At 68.0% G+C, this 21897-nt stretch carries 26 protein-coding genes; 15 read left to right on the plus strand and 11 right to left on the minus strand.

The window, feature by feature from the left end; genetic code table 11:
* Positions 1 to 31 precede the first annotated feature (31 nt).
* Positions 32 to 610 carry a fasciclin domain-containing protein gene (locus IWC96_RS07550; protein ID WP_196838670.1) on the plus strand — a complete coding sequence of 193 codons (579 nt, stop codon included), beginning with the start codon at positions 32 to 34 and terminating at the stop codon, positions 608 to 610.
* 161 nt (positions 611 to 771) lie between these two features.
* On the opposite strand, the gene IWC96_RS07555 is transcribed toward IWC96_RS07550, so the two are convergent.
* A complete protein-coding gene (locus tag IWC96_RS07555; RefSeq protein WP_196838671.1) occupies positions 772 to 1092 on the minus strand; it encodes a DUF1476 domain-containing protein in 321 nt (106 codons plus the stop codon).
* A 300-nt stretch (positions 1093 to 1392) separates the two neighbouring features.
* Between IWC96_RS07555 and purC the strand changes: the two genes are divergently transcribed.
* Together purC and purS are read left to right on the plus strand one after the other, a co-directional pair.
* The gene (gene purC, locus IWC96_RS07560; protein WP_148291410.1) at positions 1393 to 2151 is read left to right on the plus strand and encodes a phosphoribosylaminoimidazolesuccinocarboxamide synthase; all 759 of its coding nucleotides are present in this window, start codon (positions 1393 to 1395) and stop codon (positions 2149 to 2151) included.
* Positions 2151 to 2393, plus strand: coding sequence for a phosphoribosylformylglycinamidine synthase subunit PurS (gene purS, locus IWC96_RS07565; protein ID WP_021696340.1), 243 nt, complete (start codon positions 2151 to 2153; stop codon positions 2391 to 2393). Before purC ends, purS begins: the two co-directional genes overlap by 1 nt.
* 53 nt (positions 2394 to 2446) lie before the next feature.
* Here purS and IWC96_RS07570 read toward each other — a convergent pair whose 3' ends face one another.
* From IWC96_RS07570 to IWC96_RS07605, 8 genes are all read right to left on the minus strand, one after another.
* Positions 2447 to 2884 carry a DUF6173 family protein gene (locus IWC96_RS07570; RefSeq protein ID WP_021696339.1) on the minus strand — a complete coding sequence of 146 codons (438 nt, stop codon included), beginning with the start codon at positions 2882 to 2884 and terminating at the stop codon, positions 2447 to 2449.
* Positions 2885 to 3028: 144 nt separating this feature from the next.
* Entirely contained in the window at positions 3029 to 4180 is a 1152-nt protein-coding gene (rodA, locus tag IWC96_RS07575; RefSeq protein ID WP_196838672.1) for a rod shape-determining protein RodA, read from the minus strand.
* Positions 4177 to 6207 (minus strand): penicillin-binding protein 2, encoded by a 2031-nt coding sequence (gene mrdA / locus IWC96_RS07580; protein WP_021696337.1) that lies wholly within the window; start codon positions 6205 to 6207, stop codon positions 4177 to 4179. The genes rodA and mrdA overlap by 4 nt, the downstream gene beginning before the upstream one ends.
* Positions 6204 to 6710, minus strand: coding sequence for a hypothetical protein (locus IWC96_RS07585; protein WP_021696336.1), 507 nt, complete (start codon positions 6708 to 6710; stop codon positions 6204 to 6206). The genes mrdA and IWC96_RS07585 overlap by 4 nt, the downstream gene beginning before the upstream one ends.
* Before the next feature lie 8 nt (positions 6711 to 6718).
* Positions 6719 to 7798, minus strand: a complete 1080-nt coding sequence (mreC, locus tag IWC96_RS07590) for a rod shape-determining protein MreC (protein ID WP_021696335.1) — start codon at positions 7796 to 7798, stop codon at positions 6719 to 6721.
* A 141-nt stretch (positions 7799 to 7939) separates the two neighbouring features.
* Positions 7940 to 8980 (minus strand): rod shape-determining protein, encoded by a 1041-nt coding sequence (locus IWC96_RS07595; protein ID WP_021696334.1) that lies wholly within the window; start codon positions 8978 to 8980, stop codon positions 7940 to 7942.
* A gap of 208 nt (positions 8981 to 9188) precedes the next feature.
* Entirely contained in the window at positions 9189 to 9809 is a 621-nt protein-coding gene (locus IWC96_RS07600) for a glutathione S-transferase family protein (protein WP_021696333.1), read from the minus strand.
* A 60-nt stretch (positions 9810 to 9869) separates the two neighbouring features.
* Positions 9870 to 10100, minus strand: coding sequence for a hypothetical protein (locus IWC96_RS07605; protein ID WP_045318702.1), 231 nt, complete (start codon positions 10098 to 10100; stop codon positions 9870 to 9872).
* A gap of 194 nt (positions 10101 to 10294) precedes the next feature.
* Between IWC96_RS07605 and IWC96_RS07610 the strand changes: the two genes are divergently transcribed.
* Positions 10295 to 10969: a DUF1028 domain-containing protein gene (locus IWC96_RS07610; RefSeq protein ID WP_021696331.1), complete on the plus strand. Its 675-nt coding sequence runs from the start codon at positions 10295 to 10297 to the stop codon at positions 10967 to 10969.
* On the opposite strand, the gene IWC96_RS07615 is transcribed toward IWC96_RS07610, so the two are convergent.
* Together IWC96_RS07615 and IWC96_RS07620 are read right to left on the minus strand one after the other, a co-directional pair.
* A complete protein-coding gene (locus IWC96_RS07615) occupies positions 10966 to 11583 on the minus strand; it encodes a hypothetical protein (RefSeq protein ID WP_021696330.1) in 618 nt (205 codons plus the stop codon). The genes IWC96_RS07610 and IWC96_RS07615 overlap by 4 nt on opposite strands.
* A 69-nt stretch (positions 11584 to 11652) precedes the next feature.
* Positions 11653 to 12180, minus strand: coding sequence for a GNAT family N-acetyltransferase (locus IWC96_RS07620; protein ID WP_196838673.1), 528 nt, complete (start codon positions 12178 to 12180; stop codon positions 11653 to 11655).
* A gap of 62 nt (positions 12181 to 12242) precedes the next feature.
* On the opposite strand from IWC96_RS07620, the gene IWC96_RS07625 reads away from it, so the two are divergent.
* The 11 genes from IWC96_RS07625 to rpsD all read left to right on the plus strand — a co-directional run bounded on the left by IWC96_RS07625 (position 12243) and on the right by rpsD (position 21861).
* Complete coding sequence (locus IWC96_RS07625) at positions 12243 to 13160, plus strand: histone deacetylase family protein (RefSeq protein ID WP_021696328.1); 918 nt, start codon at positions 12243 to 12245, stop codon at positions 13158 to 13160.
* Positions 13161 to 13201: 41 nt separating this feature from the next.
* Positions 13202 to 13846: a histidine phosphatase family protein gene (locus IWC96_RS07630; RefSeq protein ID WP_045318701.1), complete on the plus strand. Its 645-nt coding sequence runs from the start codon at positions 13202 to 13204 to the stop codon at positions 13844 to 13846.
* 86 nt (positions 13847 to 13932) lie between these two features.
* A complete protein-coding gene (locus IWC96_RS07635) occupies positions 13933 to 14556 on the plus strand; it encodes a glutathione S-transferase family protein (RefSeq protein ID WP_021696326.1) in 624 nt (207 codons plus the stop codon).
* 66 nt (positions 14557 to 14622) lie between these two features.
* Positions 14623 to 14889: an exodeoxyribonuclease VII small subunit gene (locus tag IWC96_RS07640; RefSeq protein WP_021696325.1), complete on the plus strand. Its 267-nt coding sequence runs from the start codon at positions 14623 to 14625 to the stop codon at positions 14887 to 14889.
* The gene (locus IWC96_RS07645; RefSeq protein WP_045318700.1) at positions 14889 to 15242 is read left to right on the plus strand and encodes a tRNA-binding protein; all 354 of its coding nucleotides are present in this window, start codon (positions 14889 to 14891) and stop codon (positions 15240 to 15242) included. Before IWC96_RS07640 ends, IWC96_RS07645 begins: the two co-directional genes overlap by 1 nt.
* Before the next feature lie 44 nt (positions 15243 to 15286).
* Positions 15287 to 16162 carry a polyprenyl synthetase family protein gene (locus IWC96_RS07650; protein WP_045318715.1) on the plus strand — a complete coding sequence of 292 codons (876 nt, stop codon included), beginning with the start codon at positions 15287 to 15289 and terminating at the stop codon, positions 16160 to 16162.
* Between the two features lie 103 nt (positions 16163 to 16265).
* A complete protein-coding gene (locus tag IWC96_RS07655; protein ID WP_021696322.1) occupies positions 16266 to 16880 on the plus strand; it encodes a superoxide dismutase in 615 nt (204 codons plus the stop codon).
* Positions 16881 to 16936: 56 nt separating this feature from the next.
* Positions 16937 to 17869 (plus strand): MBL fold metallo-hydrolase, encoded by a 933-nt coding sequence (locus IWC96_RS07660; RefSeq protein ID WP_021696321.1) that lies wholly within the window; start codon positions 16937 to 16939, stop codon positions 17867 to 17869.
* Positions 17870 to 18008: 139 nt separating this feature from the next.
* Positions 18009 to 19550 carry a beta-xylosidase gene (locus IWC96_RS07665; protein WP_045318699.1) on the plus strand — a complete coding sequence of 514 codons (1542 nt, stop codon included), beginning with the start codon at positions 18009 to 18011 and terminating at the stop codon, positions 19548 to 19550.
* On the plus strand, positions 19547 to 21094 hold the full coding sequence (locus tag IWC96_RS07670) for an alpha-N-arabinofuranosidase (RefSeq protein WP_021696319.1): 1548 nt from the start codon (positions 19547 to 19549) through the stop codon (positions 21092 to 21094). Before IWC96_RS07665 ends, IWC96_RS07670 begins: the two co-directional genes overlap by 4 nt.
* A gap of 149 nt (positions 21095 to 21243) precedes the next feature.
* Entirely contained in the window at positions 21244 to 21861 is a 618-nt protein-coding gene (gene rpsD / locus IWC96_RS07675) for a 30S ribosomal protein S4 (protein ID WP_021696318.1), read from the plus strand.
* Positions 21862 to 21897: the final 36 nt, after the last annotated feature.

Here is a 21897-nt window from a genome sequence, read left to right on the forward strand (position 1 = left end):
TTCGACGCGGTGATGCTGGGAGAGAAACCTGATGCGTACCTTCATGATCGCCGGCGTGTCCGCCGCCGCCCTGCTGGCCCTGTCCGCCTGCAACAGCGAAGAACCCGCTGACACCACGATGACCGGCGAAACCACCGCCGAGCAGCCTGCCACGCCCGCCGCGGAAGGCACCGTGGTCGAGGTCGCCCAGGGCAACCCCGAGTTCAGCACCCTGGTCGAAGCCGTCACCGCCGCCGACCTGGCCGGCACCCTGAACGGCGCCGGGCCCTTCACGGTCTTCGCCCCGACCAATGCGGCCTTCGACAAGATCCCCGAGGCCGACCTGCAGGCCCTGCTGCAGCCCGAGCAGCGCGAAGCCTTGCAAGGCGTCCTGACCTATCACGTGGTGCCGGGCCGTCTGACGGCCGCCGACATCGCCAGCCGCGCCGAAGCCAACAACGGCTCGGTCGAACTGGAAACCGTCGAAGGCGGAACCCTGACCCTGCGCGAAAGCAACGGCCAGTGGGTCATCACCGACGAGAACGGCGGCACCTCGACCATCGCCATGGCCGATGTGGCCGCGTCCAACGGCGTGATCCACGCCATCGACACTGTGGTGATGCCGAACTGATTTTCGTCAGAACCAAACTGACATAGCCGCGTTACTGAATTCGCGCGGACAGTTTTGACAGCGCGAAGAAGGATCGAGTCGCCCTTATCCCCCCAGGCGCCTCGAACTCCAAGGGCCGCACTTTCCCCCGGGTGCGGCCCTTATCCTTTCCGGAGAAGGCCTTAGCCGGCCCGGATCTGCTCACGGGCGTGAGACATCAACTCATCCATCTTGGAGCGCAGTTCGCCTTCCGAGACCGTCAGGCCCGAGCCCTTCAGGTCGCCGGCGACCTTGCGCACCACATCGTCGTCGCCCGGCTGCTCGAAATCGGCGCGTACAACGGCGGCGGCATAGGTTTCGGCGCTTTCAGCCGACAGGCCCATCTTCTCGGCCGCCCACAGGCCCAGCAGCTTGTTGCGGCGGGCGACGGCCTTGAATTCCTGTTCCTGGTCCAGGGCGTACTTGTTCTCGAAGCCCTTTTCACGTTCGTCAAAGGTGGTCATTCGCAGCATCAACTCCTGACGCGCCCCCGGGCGGGTCGCGGCGCCGTCTATAGCCCGCCCCGGCGCGAACGCAACAGGAACCGGGGACAGGCGGCGCACTTGCGAATCCGACGCATCCGGGCTGCGGCGTTTGTGCGTTTCACGCCCATGCGATATAGGCGCCGCGCAGTCTACCGCCGGGCGCTATAGTGGCGCCAGCCTGATTCCGCCCGCGCAGCCCTTTGGCCCGTCTCATCGGTCCGAGGCGGCGCGGTTTTCGTTTTTTCGGCCCTCGCGCCGCCGCCTCCCCCTACGGGAACCGTGATGAAGAACCGCAAGAAGATTTACGAAGGCAAGGCCAAGATCCTCTACGAAGGACCCGAGCCCGGCACCCTGATCCAGTACTTCAAGGACGACGCCACCGCCTTCAACGCCCAGAAGAAGGCCATCCTTGAAGGCAAGGGCGTGCTGAACAACAAGATCAGCGAGTTCATCATGACCCGCCTGGGCGGCATGGGCATCGCCAATCACTTCATCAAGCGCCTGAACCTGCGCGAGCAGCTGATCCGCGAGGTCGAGATCATTCCGCTCGAGGTGGTCTGCCGCAATGTGGTGGCCGGCTCGCTGGCCCAGCGCCTTGGTCAGGAGGAAGGCACCGCCCTGCCCCGCTCGATCATCGAATTCTATTACAAGAAGGATGAGCTGGGCGATCCGATGGTGACCGAAGAGCACATCACCGCCTTCAACTGGGCCTCAACCCAGGAGATCGACGACATCCTGGCCATGACCGTGCGCATCAACGACTATCTGTCGGGCATGTTCGCCGCCGTCGGCATCACCCTGGTGGACTTCAAGATCGAGTTCGGCCGGGTGTGGGAGAACGACTTCGCCCGCGTCATCCTGGCCGACGAGATCAGCCCGGATTCGTGCCGCCTGTGGGACACCACCAGCGGCGAGAAGCTGGACAAGGACCGCTTCCGCCGCGATTTGGGCGATGTGATCGAAAGCTATGCCGAGGTCGCCCGCCGTCTCGGCATCATGAAGGACATGCCCACCGTGATTCAGGGAGGCCTGCACTGATGGCCCGCAAGGTTAAGGTTCACGTCTATCTCAAGCCCGGCGTCCTGGACGTTCAGGGCAAGGCCGTCGAAGGCGCCCTGCACAGCCTGGGCTGGCCCGGCGTCGCCAACGCCCGCGTCGGCAAGATGATCGAGTTCGATCTGGCCGACGACGTCGCCGACCCCGAGGCGGAGGTGAAGCGCATGTGCGAGACACTGCTCGCCAACACCGTGATCGAGAGCTACCGCGTCGAGGTGGCCTAGGCTGAAATCGGTTCAGTTGGACGCCGTCCAACCGGGCCCGGATTTCGGTCCGTTCAGCCTTCCTTCTCGCGCACCATCTCGTCGAGGCGGAAGCCGATGCGGCGGGCAGGCTTTTGCGGTTCGGGCTTTGGCTTGGCGGACAGGACCACGTTCAGGCGGCTGACGTGCTGGAGCAGGGTCACCGGCTGGCCGTCGGGGTCACGTCCGAAGAACATCAGCAGGTCCGGGCCCCAGAAGCCCAGGTCGTGGATCATCAGCACCCCGTCGCCGGGCATGCCGACGCCGCGCACCCCGACCTCGTCATCAGGGTCCAGGCGCGACTCGAACTCCTTGATCAGGCGCGACAGGCGCACGAAGGCCCATTCGGCGGGATTGTCGGTCTTGTGCAGGCCCTCGGCCAGGGCGGCGGATTCCTCGGGGGTCTTTTCAGACGAGACCGGCTGCGGGCACGGGGCGAACATGGCCGGATCGGCCTTTACGGGCTTTGACATTCGCCCAACCTAGAACATGATCGTTTCGGGCGGAACCGCAGCGCGGTTCCGGCTGAAGCGTGAATCATGTTCTCGCTTTCATCTGGAGCCTGATTCACGGCATCGGCGGAATCGCGAAACGATTCCACCTCAACCGATCAGGCTCTAGAACAGTCCGCGACCCTTGGGCAGCTCCAGATAGCGGTGCACCCGTACGGCCTGGATCAGGCCGAAGCCCACCATCACGGTCAGCAGCACCGTGCCGCCGTAGGACAGCAGCGGCATGGGCACCCCCACCACCGGCGCCAGCCCCATGACCATGGCCCCGTTGATCAGGATGTACACGGCGAAGGTCGCCGTCACCCCGGCCGCCGCCATTCGCCCGAAATGGCTGTGCGACAGGGTGGCGATGCGCAGGGCGATGACGATGATGGCGGCGTAGATCAGCAGCACGCTGAACGACCCGACGAAGCCGAACTCCTCGGCCAGGGCGGCGAAGATGAAGTCGGTCTGCTTTTCGGGCAGGAACTCCAGCTGGCTCTGGCTGCCCAGGCCGAACCCCTTGCCCAGAAAACCGCCCGAGCCCATGGCGATCTTGGACTGCATGATGTGATAGCCCGACCCGGAGGGATCGGCCTCCGGCGTCAGGAAGGTCAGCACCCGCTGGCGTTGGTACTCGTGCAGCACGAACTGGACGAAGAGCGGAATGGCGACCGCCGCCGCCGCGGCCGCTGCGGCGACCAGTCTCCAGCTGAGTCCCGCCATGAACATCATGGCGCCGCCCGTCATGGCGATCAGCATGGCGGTGCCGAGGTCCGGCTGGTCCGCCACCAGCAGCACGGGCACGCCGATGATGGCGGCGGGGATGATCAGCTTCCACGACAGACGCGCGTCCTGGGCGGAGGCGCCGTGGTACCAGCGCGCCAGGGCCAGGACGACGCCGATCTTCATGAGCTCCGAGGGCTGGATGCGGGTCACGCCCAGGTCCAGCCAGCTCTTGGCGTTGTTCACGGTGTAGCCGAACAGCTCCACGGCCACGAGCAGCACCAGAGCCGCAAAATAGATGGGATAGGCTGTGGCGAACCATATCCTGAGGTTCACCAGGGACAGCACCAGCATGATCACGACACAAACCCCGACGCGGAGCACGTGGTTGGCCGCCCACGGCTCCCACGAGGTTCCGCCCAGGGAATAAAGCATCATGGCCCCGACCCCGGCGACGAGGCACAGCAGGCCCACAAGGCGCCAGTCGATCTCGGCCAGCTTGACGGGCAGGCGTTCGCGCTGGCCGGGACGCGTCAGGGCTGTGCCGGTCATTGGGCGCCGCCTTCAGGCAGATAGGGCTGGGGTCCCGTGGGAACCGACGTTGGTCGAGGCTGCGGGGGCGCCGGCGCCGGGGGCGCGATGGCGGCGGGATCCTCCTCCTCCACCGGCCCGACCGGTTCGGGCGGCGGGGGTCGTTCGATGCGCGTGCGCATGTCCGGGTCCTTGAGCAGGGTCACGCGCATGACCTCACGCGCTTTTTCCGCGGCCACGCGGGAGCCGCCGCCATGCTGGACCACGACCGCGATGGCGTAACGGGGCGCATCATGAGGCGCGAAGGCGACGAACAGGCCGTGGTCGCGGCTGGCCCACTCGACGGTGGTGCCGCGACGCAGGCCGGAGCGCGCCTGGGCGGTGCCGGTCTTGCCCGCCATCTGGATGTCGCCGAGGCCCAGCTGGCTGACCCGGTAGGCCGTGCCGGTCACGTCATTGGCCACGGCGGCCATGCCGGCGCGGACGATGTCCAGATGCTGAACCGAGAACGGCAGGTCGGGAACGGCGGCGCCGGACGGACGGTCCACCCCGCCCACCGACTTGATGAGACGAGGCTCGATCGCCTTGCGGCCGTTGGCGATGCGGGCCGTCATGACGGCCAGCTGAAGGGCGCTGACCTCGGTCGCGCCCTGCCCGATCGCCACCGACAGGGTTTCGCCGGGATACCAGGTGCGCGCGTCGGGGTTGGGATTGTTGCGGAAGGCGTGCCGTTTCCATTCCGTGGAGGGCATGGTGCCCTCGCGCTGGCCCGTCAGTCCGAAATCGTAGGTGCGGTGGAAGCCCAGGGCCTCGGCGGTGCGCGCGATGCGGTCGATGCCGGCGCGATTGCACATGCTGTAGAAATAGACGTTGCACGAGTTCTTGATGGCGTCGTGCATGGTCTGGGGGCCGTGGCCGCTGGCCTTGTGACAGCGGAACGTGCGGTTGCCGAACCGATACCCGCCGGTGCACGTCACCCGCTCGGTGGGGTCCACGCCCGCGTCCAGAAGCGCCAGGGCGGTCGTCATCTTGAAGGTCGAGCCCGGCGGGAAGGTGCCGTAGATGGTCTTGTCCAGCAGAGGCCGGCGCTCATAGTCGGCCCAGGCCCGGTAGACGCTGCCGGGCACGCCAGAGACGAACAGGTTGGGGTCAAAGGCCGGGGCCGACATCATGCACAGGACGTCGCCGTTCCTGATGTCCATGACGACGCAGCCGCCGGATTCCTCGCCGAACACCTCCAGCGCCCGGGACTGAACGTCGGTGTCGAGCGTCAGCACGACGTCCTTGCCGGGCGTCGGCGCGACGGAGCCCTCCACGTCTTCGCCGACGATGCGGCCACGAGCGTCCACCTCGACCCTCTGGCCGCCCTCGGTCCCACGCAGATCCGGGTCCAGGGTCCGTTCGATGCCCTGGCGGCCGATGCGGAAGCCGGGGTGATACATCAGGGTCGAGACCGCCTCGCCCCGCTCGCGGACCGCGGCCACGTCCCGATCCGACACCTTGGCCACATAGCCGACCGTGTGGGAGAAGACGCCGCCGTGCGGGTAGTAGCGGGCCTCGTTCATATCGGCCATGACGCCCGGAAGTTCGTTGGCGTAGAGGTTGACCCGGGCGAACTCGTCCCACGTCAGGTCGCTCTTGACCGGCACGGGAACGAAACGGGGCGCGGCGTTGACGTCGCGCACGATGGCGCGGCGCCGCTCCAGCGTGTCCGGCAGCAGCCGGCCCAGAAGATCCAGGGTCTGGTCCAGATCACGCGTCTCGTCCCGCACCACCATCACGCGGAAGCTGGGCCGGTTGCCCGCGATGACCAGGCCGTCCCGGTCCAGGATGCGTCCGCGCGGCGGAGGAATGAGACGGAAGTTGAACTGGTTGTTGACCGCCAGCGTCGCGTATTCGCCCGCCTGGACCACCTGGAGCTGACCCAGCCGCCCGCCCAGCGCCAGAAGACCAAGGGCCGTGGCTCCGCCCAGCAGGAAGGTGCGCCGCAGGAACGAGCCCTGCCGCTCATTGACGTCGGAAAAGAAGATCGACGGTTCGCTGCTCATCGGAAACGCACATCCCCGTCGTCAAAACGCTCGATCATCCAGCCCGCGACGGGGAACAGGGCCAGGGTCGGCAGCACTTGCCAGAACAGGGCGAGAAGGCTGGGCGCATTGCCCGCCATCAGGCTGACGATCATGTAGGCCAGAATGAAGGCCAGAATGGTGCACCCCGCGTACCAGGCGAACAGCATCCGGGTGTCCTGCCCCGCCAGAAGACTGCGCCCGGCCAGAACCACGCCATAGACGGCCAGCAGCGACAGGGGCCACAGCCCCAGGGGCGCGAACCAGAAGACGTCGAGGAACAGGCCCAGAGCCAGCAGCATCAGCGGCGCCAGGACCGACGGCCGGATCAGGGGCCAGGCGAAAGCCAGGGCCAGCGGCAGGATCGGCTCGGGCAGGCTGAGGCCGAACAGATGCGCCGGCGTGGCCAGGATCACCGTGCCGGCCACCGCGATCAGCGCCGGCCAGACCATCCATTGCATCGGCCCCACGACCCGCACGGCCATCGCCCGTCTCACTCCTGAACCTCCTCTGGCGCCGGCTGAGCGGCGGCGGCGGTCCGGGCGGCCGCCTGCTCGGCGGCTTCGCGGCGGCGTTGAGCCTCGGCCTCGGCCACGCGCCGCACTTCCTCCTCGTCGCGGGCGCGGCGGCGGGCCTCCTGATCAGCGATGCGGGCGGCGGTCTGGGCGTCGGGCGGCGGCGCCGTGTCCGCCGCGGCCAGGGGCGGCGCGTTGAGCGCCTCGGGATCGGCCAACTGGGCGAAGTCCTGGAACAGCAGCACCCGCACATAGTCGACCGCGCCGCGATCGGTGAACAGCTTGACCCGCCAGGTGCCGTCAATGCCGCGCGCGGCCACGCCCACGGGCAGACCGCGCGGAATGCCGCCGCCGTCGCCCGAGGTCAGGATGCGGTCGCCCTCACGCAGGGAATCCTCGCCGCGCACATATTCAAGCCGGGGATTGCCGCTGCCGTCGCCCGACAACATGGCGCGGGCGTCGGTGCGGTCCACCAGGATCGGCACCCGGCTGGACACGTCGGTGATGAGCAGGACCCGGCTGACCCCGCCGGTGGCGCCCACGACACGCCCCACCAGACCATGCTCGTTGATGACCGGATTGCCGACGCGCACGCCGGCGGCCTGGCCCACGTCGATCAGACGGGCGTTGACGAAGGGGCCGCGGGACTCCGACACCGAACGGGCGGTGACCATCTCCACTGGCGGCTCGACCCGCAGACCCAGCATGGCTTCGTAGCGAGCGTTGACGTTCTTGAGCGCGATGGCCTGGTCACGCCAGGGCTCCAGCTCAGCCAGCTCGGCGCGCAGACGACGGTTCTCGGACACCGCGAAGAAATAGCCGCGCACATAGTCGCTGGCCTGCCCCGCCCACCGCACCGGGGCGGCGAGGACGCCGCCCACAGGCGCGGCCACGGCGTCGGCGCCGGCGCGCGCGGCGCCGTACTCGCCGGACTCCACATCACGGCCGTTGGCGATGAGAAGCACCACCGCCACGATCATGGCGACGACGACAACCCCTGCTGACACCCAGGTCAGCGGAGCCTTCAGATTATCAAACGGTCCGTCGCGAAACGCCACGGCGCGCCTTCCTGGGCTTTCGGGCCCTTCATCGGGATGGAATCGGCGGGACGCCCGCGCCGATGGGCCAGCCTATGGCAAAAACCGCTCGGATTGAAAACAGAGATCACGCGGGAATGACCCCGCGCCGCACCGGTCGCCTTAAAGGGTGGCTTCCAGCACGCCCTTCATCCAGCGCGGATGCTCCAGCACGCGGCCGCAGCCGACCGCCACGCAAGACAGCGGATCATCGGCCACCGAGACGGGCAGGCCCGTCTGGTCGCGGATCTCGGCGTCCAGGCCGCGCAGCAGGGCGCCGCCGCCGGTCAGCATGATGCCCTTGTCGGCGATGTCGGCGGCCAGTTCCGGCGGGGTGGCTTCCAGCGCCACCTTGACCGCCTCGATGATCTGGCTGACCGGCTCGGCCAAGGCCTCGGCGGCCTGGCGTTCCGAGATGCGCACCTCGCGCGGCACGCCCTGCATCAGATCGCGGCCCTTGACCTCGATGCCCAGACCCTCGCCGTCCGGCGGGATGCGGGCGGTGCCGATGTCCTTCTTGATGCGCTCGGCGGTGGTCTCGCCGATCAGCAGATTGTGGTTGCGGCGCATGTAGCTGATCAGCGCCTCGTCCATCTTGTCGCCGCCCACGCGCACGGAGCGCGAATAGACGATGCCCGACAGGGACAGCACGGCCACCTCGGTGGTGCCGCCGCCGATGTCGACGACCATGGAGCCGGTGGGCTCGTGGATGGGCAGGCCGGCGCCGATGGCGGCGGCCATGGGCTCGTCGATCAGGCCGACGCGGCGGGCGCCGGCGTTCAGGCAGGAATCATTGATGGCGCGGCGCTCGACCGCGGTGGCGCCCGACGGCACGCACACGATCACCTTGGGGTTCACGAAGCCCTTGCGGTTGTGAACCTTGCGGATGAAGTGCTTGATCATCTCCTCGGCCACTTCGAAGTCGGCGATGACCCCGTCGCGCATGGGGCGGATGGCCTCCATGTGGCCGGGGGTGCGGCCCAGCATCTGCTTGGCCTCGATGCCCACGGCGTGGACGATCTTGCGCCCGCCGACGTTTCTCAGCGCCACCACCGAGGGCTCGTTGAGCACAATGCCCTTGCCCTTCTGGTAGATGAGGGTGTTGGCAGTGCCGAGATCGATGGCGATGTCGTTGGAGATGGCGCCGAAAAGGGAAAAGCTCATGGGCGTTAGGGTACCGTGGCTGTGCGGCTTGAAAAGGGCGTGTCTGCGGTCGGTCCGCTTCAGCGAAGCCCTGGCGGAGCGCGCATCCCTTCACGCACCGCACCCTGATCGTCTTCGGCCGACCTGATGGCCCGTTTGCCCCTCAACGGGAGGGATTACAAGCCCTCATGCGAGGGCTTGTGGCAAGCCTGCGGTGGATGACCGGCGGTCACCCGCCGACCGGCTCTATTCCCTGGGCCTTCAGCGCGCGCTGCACGGCGGGGCGGGCCTGGACCGCATCCAGGTGCGTGTTCAGCTTCGGATAGGCGTCCCCGTCCAGGATGCCCGCCAGGCGGCACCAGCGGGTGAAGACGGACAGGTAGCCGTCGGCGACGGTGTGCTGATCGCCCATGACGAACGGGCCTTTCAGCAGGTGCTGTTCGGCCAGGGCCAGCTTGTCTTTCACGGCTTTCAGGGCGGCGTCCCTGGCGTCGCCTTCCAGCGGCGGGCGCGAAAACATCAGGCGGCTCAGGGCCGGGTGCAGGGACGCGGCGGCCCAGCCGTTGAAGGCGTCCATGCGGGCGCGCTGGAAGGCGTCGGCCGGCACGAGGTTCCTGTCGGGATGCAGGTCCGCGATCCAGGACATGATGACGGCGTTCTCGGTCAGGACGCCCTCATCCGTCACCAGCGCCGGGGTCACGCCCGCTGGATTGATCGCCAGGTAGTCCGGAGCCTTCTGCTCGCCCGCCTTCAGGTCGATCTTCACGGACTCATAGTCCGCGCCCGCCTCTTCAAAGGCGATGTGCGAAGCCAGGGCGCAGGCGCCGGGGGAGTAATAGAGCTTCAGCATGGTCGTCATCCTGGATGAGGCGGAATGGAACAGCCTAGGTGTGAAGCTCACGAGCCGAAATCAAGCGACCTGCGCCGCCGGTTTCCAGCGGGCCGGCGGAATCAGGCGCTCCGCTTCCCGATCAAAGGCGTCCTCCGCCTCGGCCAGATCATGAAGGATGCGGGGGCCGCGCGGGCCGGTCAGACGGTAGTAGGCCGTCACCTCGCGTCCGCCCAGGTCGATTTCCGCCACCTTGTGCAGAACCACCCCGCCCTGGCTTCGCAGAGTCGAGGAAAAGGCTGCGCGCGTCATCGCGCCGGCGCCTGATTTGTTATCTGCACTTTCCCAATCCCCTGCCAGCATGGTCCGTCTCCGTTTTCGCCAGACGCCAACCCGGTCCGGGTGCGGAAGGTTCCAGCGTCGCCATACGCAAAGCGCCGCCGCGCAACCGCCACGCTCGTCGGTCGTTTGGCCCGGACCCCCTTGCAACCGGAGCCTCCTGCCCCATGACCTTCTCCCTGGTGGCGCGCTGCGCCCGCACCGGACAGTTCGGCATCGCCGCGGTGACGGCGGTTCCGGCTGTGGGCAAGCTGCTGACCCACGCCGCGGCGGGCGTGGGCGCGGTGGCCACCCAGGCCCGGGTGAATCCCTATCTGGGCATCGACGGGCTGGACCTGCTGCGGCAGGGCCTGTCGGCCGGGGCGGTGCATGAGGCGCTGCTGACCACGGACCCTGCCATCCACTTTCGCCAATTCGCGGTGATCGACCGGGAGGGCCACACGGCGGTCTTCACCGGCGAGGCGTGTCTGGACTGGTGCGGATCGCTGCAGCGGGACGGCTTCAGCGTTCAGGGCAACCGGCTGGCGGGACCCCATGTGCTGACGCGCGCCGCCGACCGGTTCGAGGCCATGCCGGACGAGCCCCTAGCCGACCGTTTGCTGGAGGCCCTGGCCGAGGGCGTGGCGGCGGGCGGCGACGTGAAGGGCGAGGTCTCGGCCACCGTCTATGTGATGGACACCGAGGCTTACCCGCTATGGGATATCCGCGTGGACCACCACCTCGAGCCCCTCACCGAGCTGCGCCGCCTGCACGAGGTGTTCCGGGAGAAGGTGGTTCCCGAGATCCGCGACATGCCCACCCGGGAGAACCCGGCGGGGACCGAAGGCGAGGTTCCGATCTAGGGCTCGCCGCCAATATCGCCGAGGGCGTTCATGAACATCATGCTGCCGGTCATGCCGGCGATCATGACGTCGTCGCCCTCCCGTGTTCCCCTAAGCTTGTAGCTCCATTCCTCCTGGTGCTGAACGAGCACGAAGGTCACGTGGGGCGCATCCCGGACGGTGACATTGAAGACCGCGTGCAACGGGGGCTCTTCCCGGTCCGGGGGCGTGAACAGGGGAAAGCCGCCTTCGTAAGCCTGCGCTTCAGGCCAGCGATGGCGAATCGCGGCGGCGGCGTCATCCAGCACGGCGGCCGCAGAAAAATCCCGGGCGTAGCGCGTCGCATAAACCGTCACGTCCATGTCCTGGCCGCGGGTATTGCAGCCCACGTTGTCGCCCCGGCTCAGGCCGCCGGCGTCGGGAAAGACGGATATGGAATTGGTCGCCTCGCCGGAGGTGAAGTGACAAGTCAGGCCGCTCTGCACGTGACGCAGGGTCGGGACGGTGTCGGTTGTGATGTTCTCGAATACGCCCTCGGCGCCGGCGGCGGCGATGAGGGCGTCCGCTTCGGCATGCGCCGCGGCCGCCGGGTCGTCCTGGGCCGCCAGCCCGGCAAGCAGCATCATCCAGATCATGGCCGGTCTCCCGTTTCGCCCCAAACATCAGCAGAGGACCGGCGCAAGGTCCATCCACGATCCCTGACGTCAGCCCCGGCGCAGGATGAACTCGTCGTCGCGCCAGGCCCCGACCGGATACTGATACTCCCCCGCCTTGTCGAAGCCATAGGCGGCGTAAAGCTTCTGCGCCTTCACATTGCCGCTCCAGACCCCGATCCACAGCGGCCCGTCCGAATTCGCCTCCATCCAGTCCAGCGCCACTTTCAGCAGGGCCGTGCCGACACCCAGCCCCTGCGCCGCCTTCGACACATAAAGCCGGTGCAGTTCCGCATGGCTCGCCCGCGCGTCAGGATGCGGCAGGCCGCAGCGGCCGGTGTTGGCGAAGCCCAGAACCTCCCCATCCTGCTCGGCCACCCAGTAATGGTGGTCCGGATCGCTCAGCCGCGCCCGCGTGGTCGCCTCGCTGAAGGTCTCGTCCAGAAACGGCTCCAGGTCCTCCGGCGGATAGGGAATCTCAAAGCCTGTGACGAAGGTCTCGATGAAGGTGGCGCGGCCGAGCACCGCCAGGGCGGGGGCGTCGTCGGGCGTGGCGGGGCGGATGGCGAAAGCGGTCATGATGGCGGCATAGCTTTCCCGGCGCGTGACGCAAACCCCGCCGCCTCGCTAGACTGCGACTCATGACCCTGTTCATCACCCACCCCGACATGCTCGCCCACGACACCGGCCAGGGGCACCCCGAGCGCTCGGCCCGGCTGGCGGCCGTGCTGGACGCCGTGGACGACGCGGGCCTGTCGCTGGACCGTCGCGAGGCGACGGAGGCCGAGATTCAGGCCCTGATCCGCGTCCACCCCGAGGCCCACGTTCAGAGGATTCTGGACGCCTCGCCCGCCGCCGGCGTCGTAGCGCTGGACGCTGACACGGTGCTGTCGCCGGGAAGCGTGCGGGCCGGGCGACTGGCGGCGGGGGCGGCGGTCCAGGCGGTGCGGGCCGTGGCGCGCGGCGAGGCTGATCGCGCCTTCGCCGCCGTGCGTCCCCCGGGCCACCACGCGGAGCCGGACAAGGCCATGGGGTTCTGCCTGTTCTCCAATGTGGCCGTCGCCGCGCGCGAAGCCCAGACGCTGGGCATGGCGAGGGTCGCGGTGATCGACTTCGACGTGCACCACGGCAATGGCACCCAGGCGGCGTTCGAGAACGACGCCAGCCTGTTCCTCGGCTCCATCCACCAGATGCCGCTCTATCCTGGCACGGGCGCGGCGGACGAGACCGGCGTGGGCAACATCGTCAACGCCCCGGTCCCGCCCCACGCGGCGCGCGAGGCGTGGCGGGCCACCTTCTCCGGCGGTCTGATGCCGGCGCTGGACGCCTTTGATCCCGACCTTGTGATCATCTCGGCGGGCTTCGACGCCCACCGCCGCGATCCGTTGGCGCACCAGTCTCTGGAGGCCGAGGATTTCGCCTGGGCCACCCGGGCGGTGATCGAAGTCGCCCGCGCCCGCTGCGGCGGCAAGGTTGTCTCGTCGCTGGAGGGCGGCTACGACCTGAACGGACTGGGCCTGTCGGCCGTCGCCCATCTGCGGGCGCTAGGGGAGGGATAGACGCGCGAAACCTTTGATGCCAAAGGCGTCCGTGTCCGGCCATGACGATCCAGAATCTCCCCGCTGAGTCGATTCCCGTCCGCCCCCCGGCGGCGCCCGCCGCCGTGCGCGCACCGGGCGCCATCACGCTTGCTCGCCACGGCCGACCGGCCCTGTCCCGCAAGGTGCTGCTGACGTCCCAGGGCTACCGCGACTGGTGGGCGACCTATGAGGTGGGCGGCCTTTGCAAGAAGCAGACGCCGCCGCCGGGCCTTTTGCAAACCGCCGCCCGCGCCGACGCCATCTTCGTCTCGACGCGGCCCCGCGCCATCGAGACGGCGGGCCATGTGGCGGGCGAGCGCGAACTGTCCATAGACCCGGTTTTCATCGAAGCCCCCCTGCCCCCGCCCGCCTTTCCAGCCTGGGTGAAGCTGTCGCCCCGCTGGTGGGGCGTGGTCTCGCGCATCTGGTGGTGGGCCTTCGACCTGCATGACGAGGGCGAGGAAAGCCGCGACCTGGCCCGCGCCCGGGCGGTGAAGGCCGCCAACATCCTGATCACCCGCGCCGAACAGGGCGAGGAGGTGCTGGTCCTGGCCCACGGCTTCTTCAACGCCATGATCGGCCATCGGCTCAAGTCGCTGGGCTGGCGCTGCACCCTGGATCAGGGGTTCAAATACTGGTCCAGCCGCCGCTTCGAGAAGCGCTGACGACGAGCCTCTGTCGCCGAGGTTTCACATGACGCGGCGTTGATGTTCTGCTTATGTTCGAGCGTGACCGTAAAGGGAGACCGCAGATGGCTCAGAATCTGATGTTCTACACCAACCCCATGTCGCGGGGCCGCATCGTCCGCTGGATGCTGGAGGAGACGGGCGCCGACTACGCCGAGACGGTGCTCGATTACGGCACGACCATGAAGGGCGCCGACTATCTGGCGATCAATCCCATGGGCAAGGTGCCGGCCATTCGCCACGGCGATCAGGTGATCACCGAGTGCGCGGCCATCTGCGCCTATCTGGCCGACGCCTTTCCCGAGGCGGGCCTGGCGCCCGCGCTGGACAGGCGCGGGGCCTATTACCGCTGGATGTTCTTCGCCGCCGGTCCGCTGGAGGCCGCGGTCACCAATCAGGCGCTGCAGGTGCAGGTGCCGGCCGACAAGCAGGGCTTCGTGGGCTACGGCTCCATGGCGGCGGTGCTTGACGCCCTGTCGGGGGCGGTGAAGGCCGGACCCTACATCGCCGGCGACCGGTTCAGCGCGGCGGACGTCTATGTGGGGGCCCAGGTCGGCTGGGGTCTGCAGTTCGGCACCATCGAGAAACGTCCCGAGTTCGCCGACTACGCCCACCGGGTGATGGACCGCGACGCATGGCGCCGCGCCACCGAGAAGGACGACGCCCTGACACCGCCGCCGGCCGCCTGACCATTTTTTGGATTCAGGCCGTTCCGGCATGGGGCGGATATGGTCTAGGGTCGCCCGACTCTCCGGATGCGCGAAAACACCATGGCCGACGACCCCAAGACCATTCCCGCCGATCTCAGCTTCGAGGACGCCCTGGCTCAACTTGAGCAGATCGTCTCCGAGCTCGAGTCGGGCCAGGCCCCGCTGGAGCGGTCCATCGCCATCTATGAGCGGGGAGCCGCGCTCAAGGCTCACTGCGAGGCCAGGCTGAAGGCCGCCCAGCTGCGGGTGGAGAAGATCGTGGTCGGCGCCGACGGCCAGGCCAGGGGCGTCGAGCCCGCCGAGTTCTCGTGATGAGCGGCCCGGCGGCCGATCAGATCACCTTCGACGACTTCATGAAGGTGGACGTTCGCGTCGGCCAGGTCCTCAAGGCCGAGCCCTTTCCCGAAGCGCGCAAGCCCGCCTATCGCCTGACCATCGATTTCGGCCCCGACATCGGGGTGAAGCGCTCCTCGGCCCAGATCACGAAACACTATGCTTTGGACGAGCTGCACGGCCGCAAGGTCGCCGCCGTCGTCAACTTCCCGCCCCGCCAGATCGGACCGATGATGTCCGAGGTGCTGACCCTGGGCTTTCCCGACGCCGACGGCGAGGTGGTGTTGGTGTGCGTGGACCGCGAGGTTCCGGTGGGGGGGCGTCTGTTTTGAACCAATCCGATCCCTACCCCGCCGCCAATTCGCCGGAACAGGCCATGGCCGACCGCGTGGCGGAGGTGGCCGATCTGGTCACAGTGGCGCTGGACGAACTGCTGCCGCGCGCTGACGGCCCCGAGGCGCGCCTCACCGAGGCCATGCGCTACGCGGCCCTGGGGCCCGGCAAGCGGCTGCGGCCGTTCTTCGCCCTGGAGGCGGCCCGGCTGTTCGACATCGAGGAGCGGCCGGTGCTGCGCGCGGCATGCGCGCTGGAGTGCGTGCACGCCTATTCCCTGATCCACGATGACCTGCCGTGCATGGATGACGACGACATGCGCCGGGGCCGGCCTACCCTGCACCGGGCCTATGATGAGGCCACAGCCGTGCTGGCCGGGGACGCGCTGCAGACCGCGGCGTTCGACATCATCCTCGACGAGGACACCCACGACGACCCCGGCGTGCGCTGCGAGCTGGCCATGCGCCTGTCCTTCGCGTCGGGTGCGCGGGGCATGGCGGGCGGCCAGATGATCGATCTGATGGGGGTGCGCGATGACCTGGGCGGGGTGGCGCGCATGCAGCGGCTCAAGACCGGGGCCCTGATCACCTACGCCTTCGAGATTCCCCTGATCATCGCCCATGCCCGCGAGGAGCACCGCAACGCCCTGCTCGCCTTCGCCCACGACCTGGGGCTGGCCTATCAGATCGTGGACGACCTGCTGGACGCCGAGGGGGACGAGGATCTGTTGGGCAAGGCGGCGGGCGGCAAGGACGCGGCCAGGGGCAAGACCAATTTCGTCACCCTGCTGGGCGTCGACGCCGCGCGCGAGCGGGTGTCCCACCTGGCCCAGCAGGCGCGGGACCACCTGGCGCCCTTCGGCCATGACGCCGAGATGCTGAAGGCCAGCGTCGACCACGTCCTGCACCGTCGAAGCTGAGCCGTAATCCCCAGAAATCCGGCCCGCATGGCTTGGGTCCGGCATCGCTTCACCTACATGAAGCGTTGAGACAGAACGATCGCCGACGAAAAGGAGTCACACCATGGCCTTCACCCTCCCCGACCTGCCCTACGCCTATGACGCGCTGGAGCCGGCGGTCGACAAGGAGACGATGACCTTCCACCACGACAAGCACCACAAGACCTATGTGGACAAGCTGAACGAGGCGGTGGACGCGGACTCCAGCCTGCAGGGCAAGTCGCTCGAAGCGCTGTTCGCCGGCATCTCCAAGGCCCCCAAGGCCGTGCGCAACAATGGCGGCGGCCACTGGAACCACAGCCTGTTCTGGGAGCTGATGGCCCCGCAGGGTGAGACCGGGGAGCCCTCGGCCGAACTGAAGGCCCAGATCGACAAGGACCTGGGCGGCATGGACAAGTTCCAGGAAGCCTTCAACGCCGCCGGCGCCGGCCAGTTCGGTTCGGGCTGGGCCTGGCTGATCTGGCAGGACGGCAAGCTGAAGGTCACCTCCACCCCCAACCAGGACAATCCCCTGATGGACGTGGCCGACGAGCGCGGCGCGGTCGTCCTGGGCGCCGACGTCTGGGAGCACGCCTACTACCTGAAGTACCAGAATCGCCGTCCCGATTACCTCAAGGCTTTCTGGACCGTGGTGAACTGGAACAAGGTCAACGACCTGTTCGCGGCCGCCAAGGGCTGATGACCAAAGCGCCCCGCCGGATCGGCGGGGCGTTTTTCATTTCGGGGACACGATCCATGACACCTTCCATCAAGCTGGCTTCGGCCGCGCTGACCCTCGCCGCCCTTCTGGGCGCCGCCGCCTGCAGCCAGCCGGGCGAAGCGCCCGCAGAGAGCGAGGCCGCCGCCGACGCCATTCCCGCCAGCACGGACGTGCATCCCTTCACTCTCGGAGCGCTGCAACTGGCGGCGCTGAGGGACGGGACCATCAGCCTGCCGGTGGACCAGAGCCCCTGGGGCGATCCCGCTGTTGTGGCCGCCGTTCTCGCCGAAGCCGGTGAAGAGGGCGACGCCGTGCACCTGTCGGTCCAGCCGCTGCTGGTGCGCCAGGGCGACCGGGTGGTGCTGATCGACACCGGCGCCGGCGGCCAGATGGGCACCCAGAACGGCCTGCCCGGCGCGCTCTCCGCCGCGGGCGTCGAGGCGGCCGAAGTGACCGACATCCTGATTTCCCACGCCCACGGCGACCACATCGGCGGCCTGCTGAACGCCGAGGGCGCCCTGGCCTTCCCCAACGCCCTGATCCGCATGAGCGCCCCGGAATGGCGCGCCATGCAGGCCGGCGCCGAAGCGCAGGGCCTCGCCGGGTTCGTGGCCGCCATCACCCCGCAGGTCCAGACGTTCGAACCCGGCGCCGCCATCACGCCGTTCCTCACCGCCGTGCCGCTGGACGGCCATACCCCGGGCCATTCCGGCTTCGCGATCACCTCGGGCGACGAGCGCCTGCTCTACATCGGCGACGCCCTGCACAGCGCGGTGATATCGGTGCGGCGTCCGGAGCTCGTGAACGCCTGGGACAACGACAGCGACACCGCCATCGCCACCCGGCGGAGCCTGCTTGAGCGCGGCGCCGGCGAGGGACAACGTTATTACGGCGTGCACTTCCCCTATCCGGGTCTGGGCCGCATCGAGCAACGGGACGGCGGTTTCGTCTGGACGCCCGAGCCCTGACACGACCGCCATCGCGCTGGTGAAACTGGTTTGCACATCTGGAATGGTAACGCTACCGTCTTCCTGAGAGTCCGAAGGACCGAGGGAGGATGCCGTGAAGTGGTGTGGTGCGCTGGCTATTTTGGCCGTCGCCGGCTTGATGCTGGCGCAGACCCCGTGTGCAGCCGCAGGTCAGGATACGGGCCTCGCAAGCGTCCGCGAAGTCACCGTTGATCTGAACGCCCCTGCCCGCCCCCGCGACCGCATGGCGCTGCACTCCGTCGGGGCGGACTATCCCGGCGTGACGGGACGGGACGACGCCCTGGGCCAGCTTTGGATCGTGCGCGACGAGCTCGGCTTCGACTACATCCGCTTCCACGCCATCTTCCACGACGACATGGGCGTCTATCGCGAGGTGGACGGTCGGCCGGTCTATGACTTCAGCCGCATCGACCGGCTGTACGACCAGTTTCTGGAGATGGGCATCCGGCCCTTCATCGAGCTGGGCTTCACGCCGCACGACATGCGGACCTCGGACCAGACCATCTTCTACTGGCAGGGCAACACCTCCCATCCCGATCCCGGGAAATGGGAAGGGCTCATCGACGCCTTCGTGCGCCACCTGATCGACCGTTACGGCGCCGAGGAGGTCAGGACCTGGTATTTCGAGTTCTGGAACGAGCCCAATCTGGACGGCTTCTGGGAGAATGCCGACCAGGCGGCCTATTTCGACCACTACGCCCGCACGGCCCGCACCATAAAGGCCATTGATCCGGCGCTGCGGGTCGGCGGGCCGTCCACGGCGGGGGCGGCCTGGGTTCCGGAATTCCTCGCCCACGCCGAGGCCAACGAGGTGCCGGTCGATTTCATCACCACCCACACCTACGGGGTGGAGGGCGGCTTCCTCGATGAGTTCGGCCAGGACGACAACATGCTGTCCCGGTCGCCGGACTCCGTCATCGGCGACATCCGCAACGTGAGGGCCCAGATCGAGGCGTCGCACCAGCCCGGCCTGCCGCTGTACTTCACGGAATGGAGCGCCAGCTACAATCCGCGCGACCCGGTCCACGACAGCCACATCAGCGCGTCCTTCATCCTGACCAAGACGCGTCAGGCCGAGGGCCTGGCCCAGAACATGAGCTACTGGGCCTTCTCCGACCTGTTCGAGGAGCCAGGACCGCAGACCCTGCCGTTCCAGGGCGGGTTCGGCCTGATGAACCCCCAGGGCGTGCGCAAGCCCGCCTGGTTCGCCTACAAATACCTCAACGCCCTGGGCGAGCAGGAACTTGAGGGCGGCGATGACCAGACCATCATCACCCGCGGCGCGACGGGCGTTCAGGTGCTGGCCTGGGCCTATGAGCCGCCCCGGGACCAGGACGTCAGCAACCGGCCCTATTTCCGCCAGGTGCGGCCTTCCCCGCCCGCCGCGCCGCTGGTGTTGAGGTTCGAGGGTCTGGCGCCCGGCGACCATGCCGCATCGGTCCGCCGGGTCGGCTTCCGCCACAACGACGCCTACACCGCCTGGCTGGAGATGGGCTCGCCCGAGATCCTGGACGAAAGCCGGCTGTCCGAACTGCACGCCGAAACCCGTGATGAGCCCGAACAGATGACGGTGCGCGCCGACGCGAGCGGCCGCGCCGTCCTGACCCTGCCCATGGCCGTGCATGACGTGATCCTGGTGGAACTGGAGACCGCACGATGACCCGCCGCACCCTGGCCACACTGGCCGTCGCCCTGACCGCGTTCGCCGGAGCGGCGTTCGCGCAGCCCCGAACGGTCTCCGGAACGGTCGATCTGAACAGCCCCGGCGCGGTGATCCAACCGGAGGTGTACGGCCACTTCATGGAGCAACTGGGCAGCGGCATCACCGGCGGGATCTGGGTGGGACCGGACTCCGACATTCCGAACACGCGCGGCTTCCGCAATGATGTGGTCGCGGCCCTGCGGGCGCTGGAGGTTCCGGTCGTGCGCTGGCCGGGCGGCTGCTACGCCGACATCTATGACTGGCGTAGCGGGATCGGACCGCGCGGCGAGCGACCCGTCACCCTGAACCGCTGGTGGGGCGGCACGGAGGAGGACAACGCCTTCGGAACCCACGAATTCTTCGACTTCGCCGAACTGATCGGGGCGAAGACCTATCTCAGCATCAATGTGGGCACGGGCACGCCGCAGCAGGCGGCGGACTGGATCGAATACGTCACCTCGGACAGCCAGTCCTCGCTGGCCCGCGAACGGCGCGCCAACGGACGGGAGCAGCCCTGGCGTCTGGATTACATCGGCGTCGGCAACGAGCCCTGGGGCTGCGGAGGCCGCATGCGCGCCGCCTACTACACGGATCTTCTGAGGCACTATGCGGGCTTCATCGCCCCCTTCGGACAGGAGTCCGTCATCATCGCGGCGGGCCCCAGCGGGGACGACTATGACTGGACCCGCACCCTGATGCGGGACGGCAGGACCAATTTCGACCAGCTGTCGGTGCACAACTACACCCTGCCCACGGGAGACTGGTCGGCCAAGGGCGCCGCGATCGGCTTTCCGGTCGAGGAATGGGTCTCCACCTTCGACAACGCCTACCGCATCGAGACCATCATCGCGGGGCATTCGGCGGTCATGGACGAGTACGATGCGGAAGGCGCGCTCGGCATCGCGGTGGACGAATGGGGCGCCTGGTACGACCCCACCCCCGGCTCGCCCGATGGACACCTGCAGCAGCAGAACAGCGTGCGCGACGCCCTGGTGGCCGCCGCCCATTTCAACATCTTCCATCGTCACGCCGGGCGGGTGCGCATGAGCAATATCGCCCAGATGGTGAATGTGCTGCAGGCGCTGATCCTGACCGACGGTCCGGACATGGTGCTGACGCCCACCTATCACGCCTTCATGCTCTACAAGCCGTTCCAGAACGCCGGCGTGCTGCCGCTGACGCTGGACGACGGCGACGCGGGCGACAGGCCCATGGTGGACGCGACGGCGGCGCGCGGCGCGGACGGACGCGTGCACCTGGCGCTGATCAATCTGGACCCCGCCGCCGGGGCGGCCATAGGGCTGGAGATGGAGGGCGCCGCCCGCATCGTGCAGGCCCTCATCCTGACCGCCGGGACCATGGACGCCCACAACACCGTCGCGGATCCCGACCGGGTCGCGCCTCGCCCGTTCGAGGGCGCGCGCCTTTCGAACGGGCGGCTGGCGCTCGATCTGCCCGCCCATTCGCTGGTGGTGATCACTCTGGAGTCCTCTGCGCCTTGACGTTTGAGCCCGGTGCGGTCATAAGCCCCGCCTTCACGCCCCGCCCGCAAGGCCGGGGTGTGTTCCATGACGGACGATGCGTGGACCGCCGTTGAGATCGCATTCCCATTCGGGGGGATGCCGGGCCGCATCAGCATAGAGAGTGACATATGTCCAAGCGCCACAGCGCCAAGTACAAGATCGACCGCGCCATGGGTGAAAACCTGTGGGGTCGCGCCAAGTCTCCGGTCAACAAGCGCTCCTACGGTCCCGGCCAGCACGGCCAGCGCCGCAAGAACAAGGTTTCTGACTTCGGCATCCAGCTGAAGGCCAAGCAGAAGCTGAAGGGCTACTACGGCAACATCACCGAGAAGCAGTTCGCCAAGACCTATGACGAGGCCGCCCGCCGCAAGGGCAACACCTCGGAAAACCTGATCGGCCTGCTGGAGTCGCGTCTGGACGCCATCGTCTACCGCGCCAAGTTCGTGCCCACCGTCTGGGCCGCCCGTCAGTTCGTCAGCCACGGCCACGTGACCGTCAACGGCAAGAAGGTCGACATCGCCTCCTACCGCGTGAAGGCCGGCGATGTGGTCGAGGTCAAGGAAAAGTCCCGCTCCATGGCGCTGGTGCTGGAAGCCCAGCAGTCGTCCGAGCGCGACGTGCCGGACTATCTGGAGCTGGGCGACCGCGGCTTCTCGGCCCGCTACGTGCGGATCCCCGAGCTGGCCGACGTGCCCTACGCCGTGAAGATGGAGCCGAACCTGGTGGTCGAGTTCTACTCGTCCTAAGGCTTTATCGGCCGCTTTCGAGCGCCCGGTTGTGAA

Source organism: Brevundimonas sp. BAL450 (genome assembly GCF_015767455.1).
GTDB classification, from domain to species: Bacteria; Pseudomonadota; Alphaproteobacteria; order Caulobacterales; family Caulobacteraceae; genus Brevundimonas; species Brevundimonas abyssalis.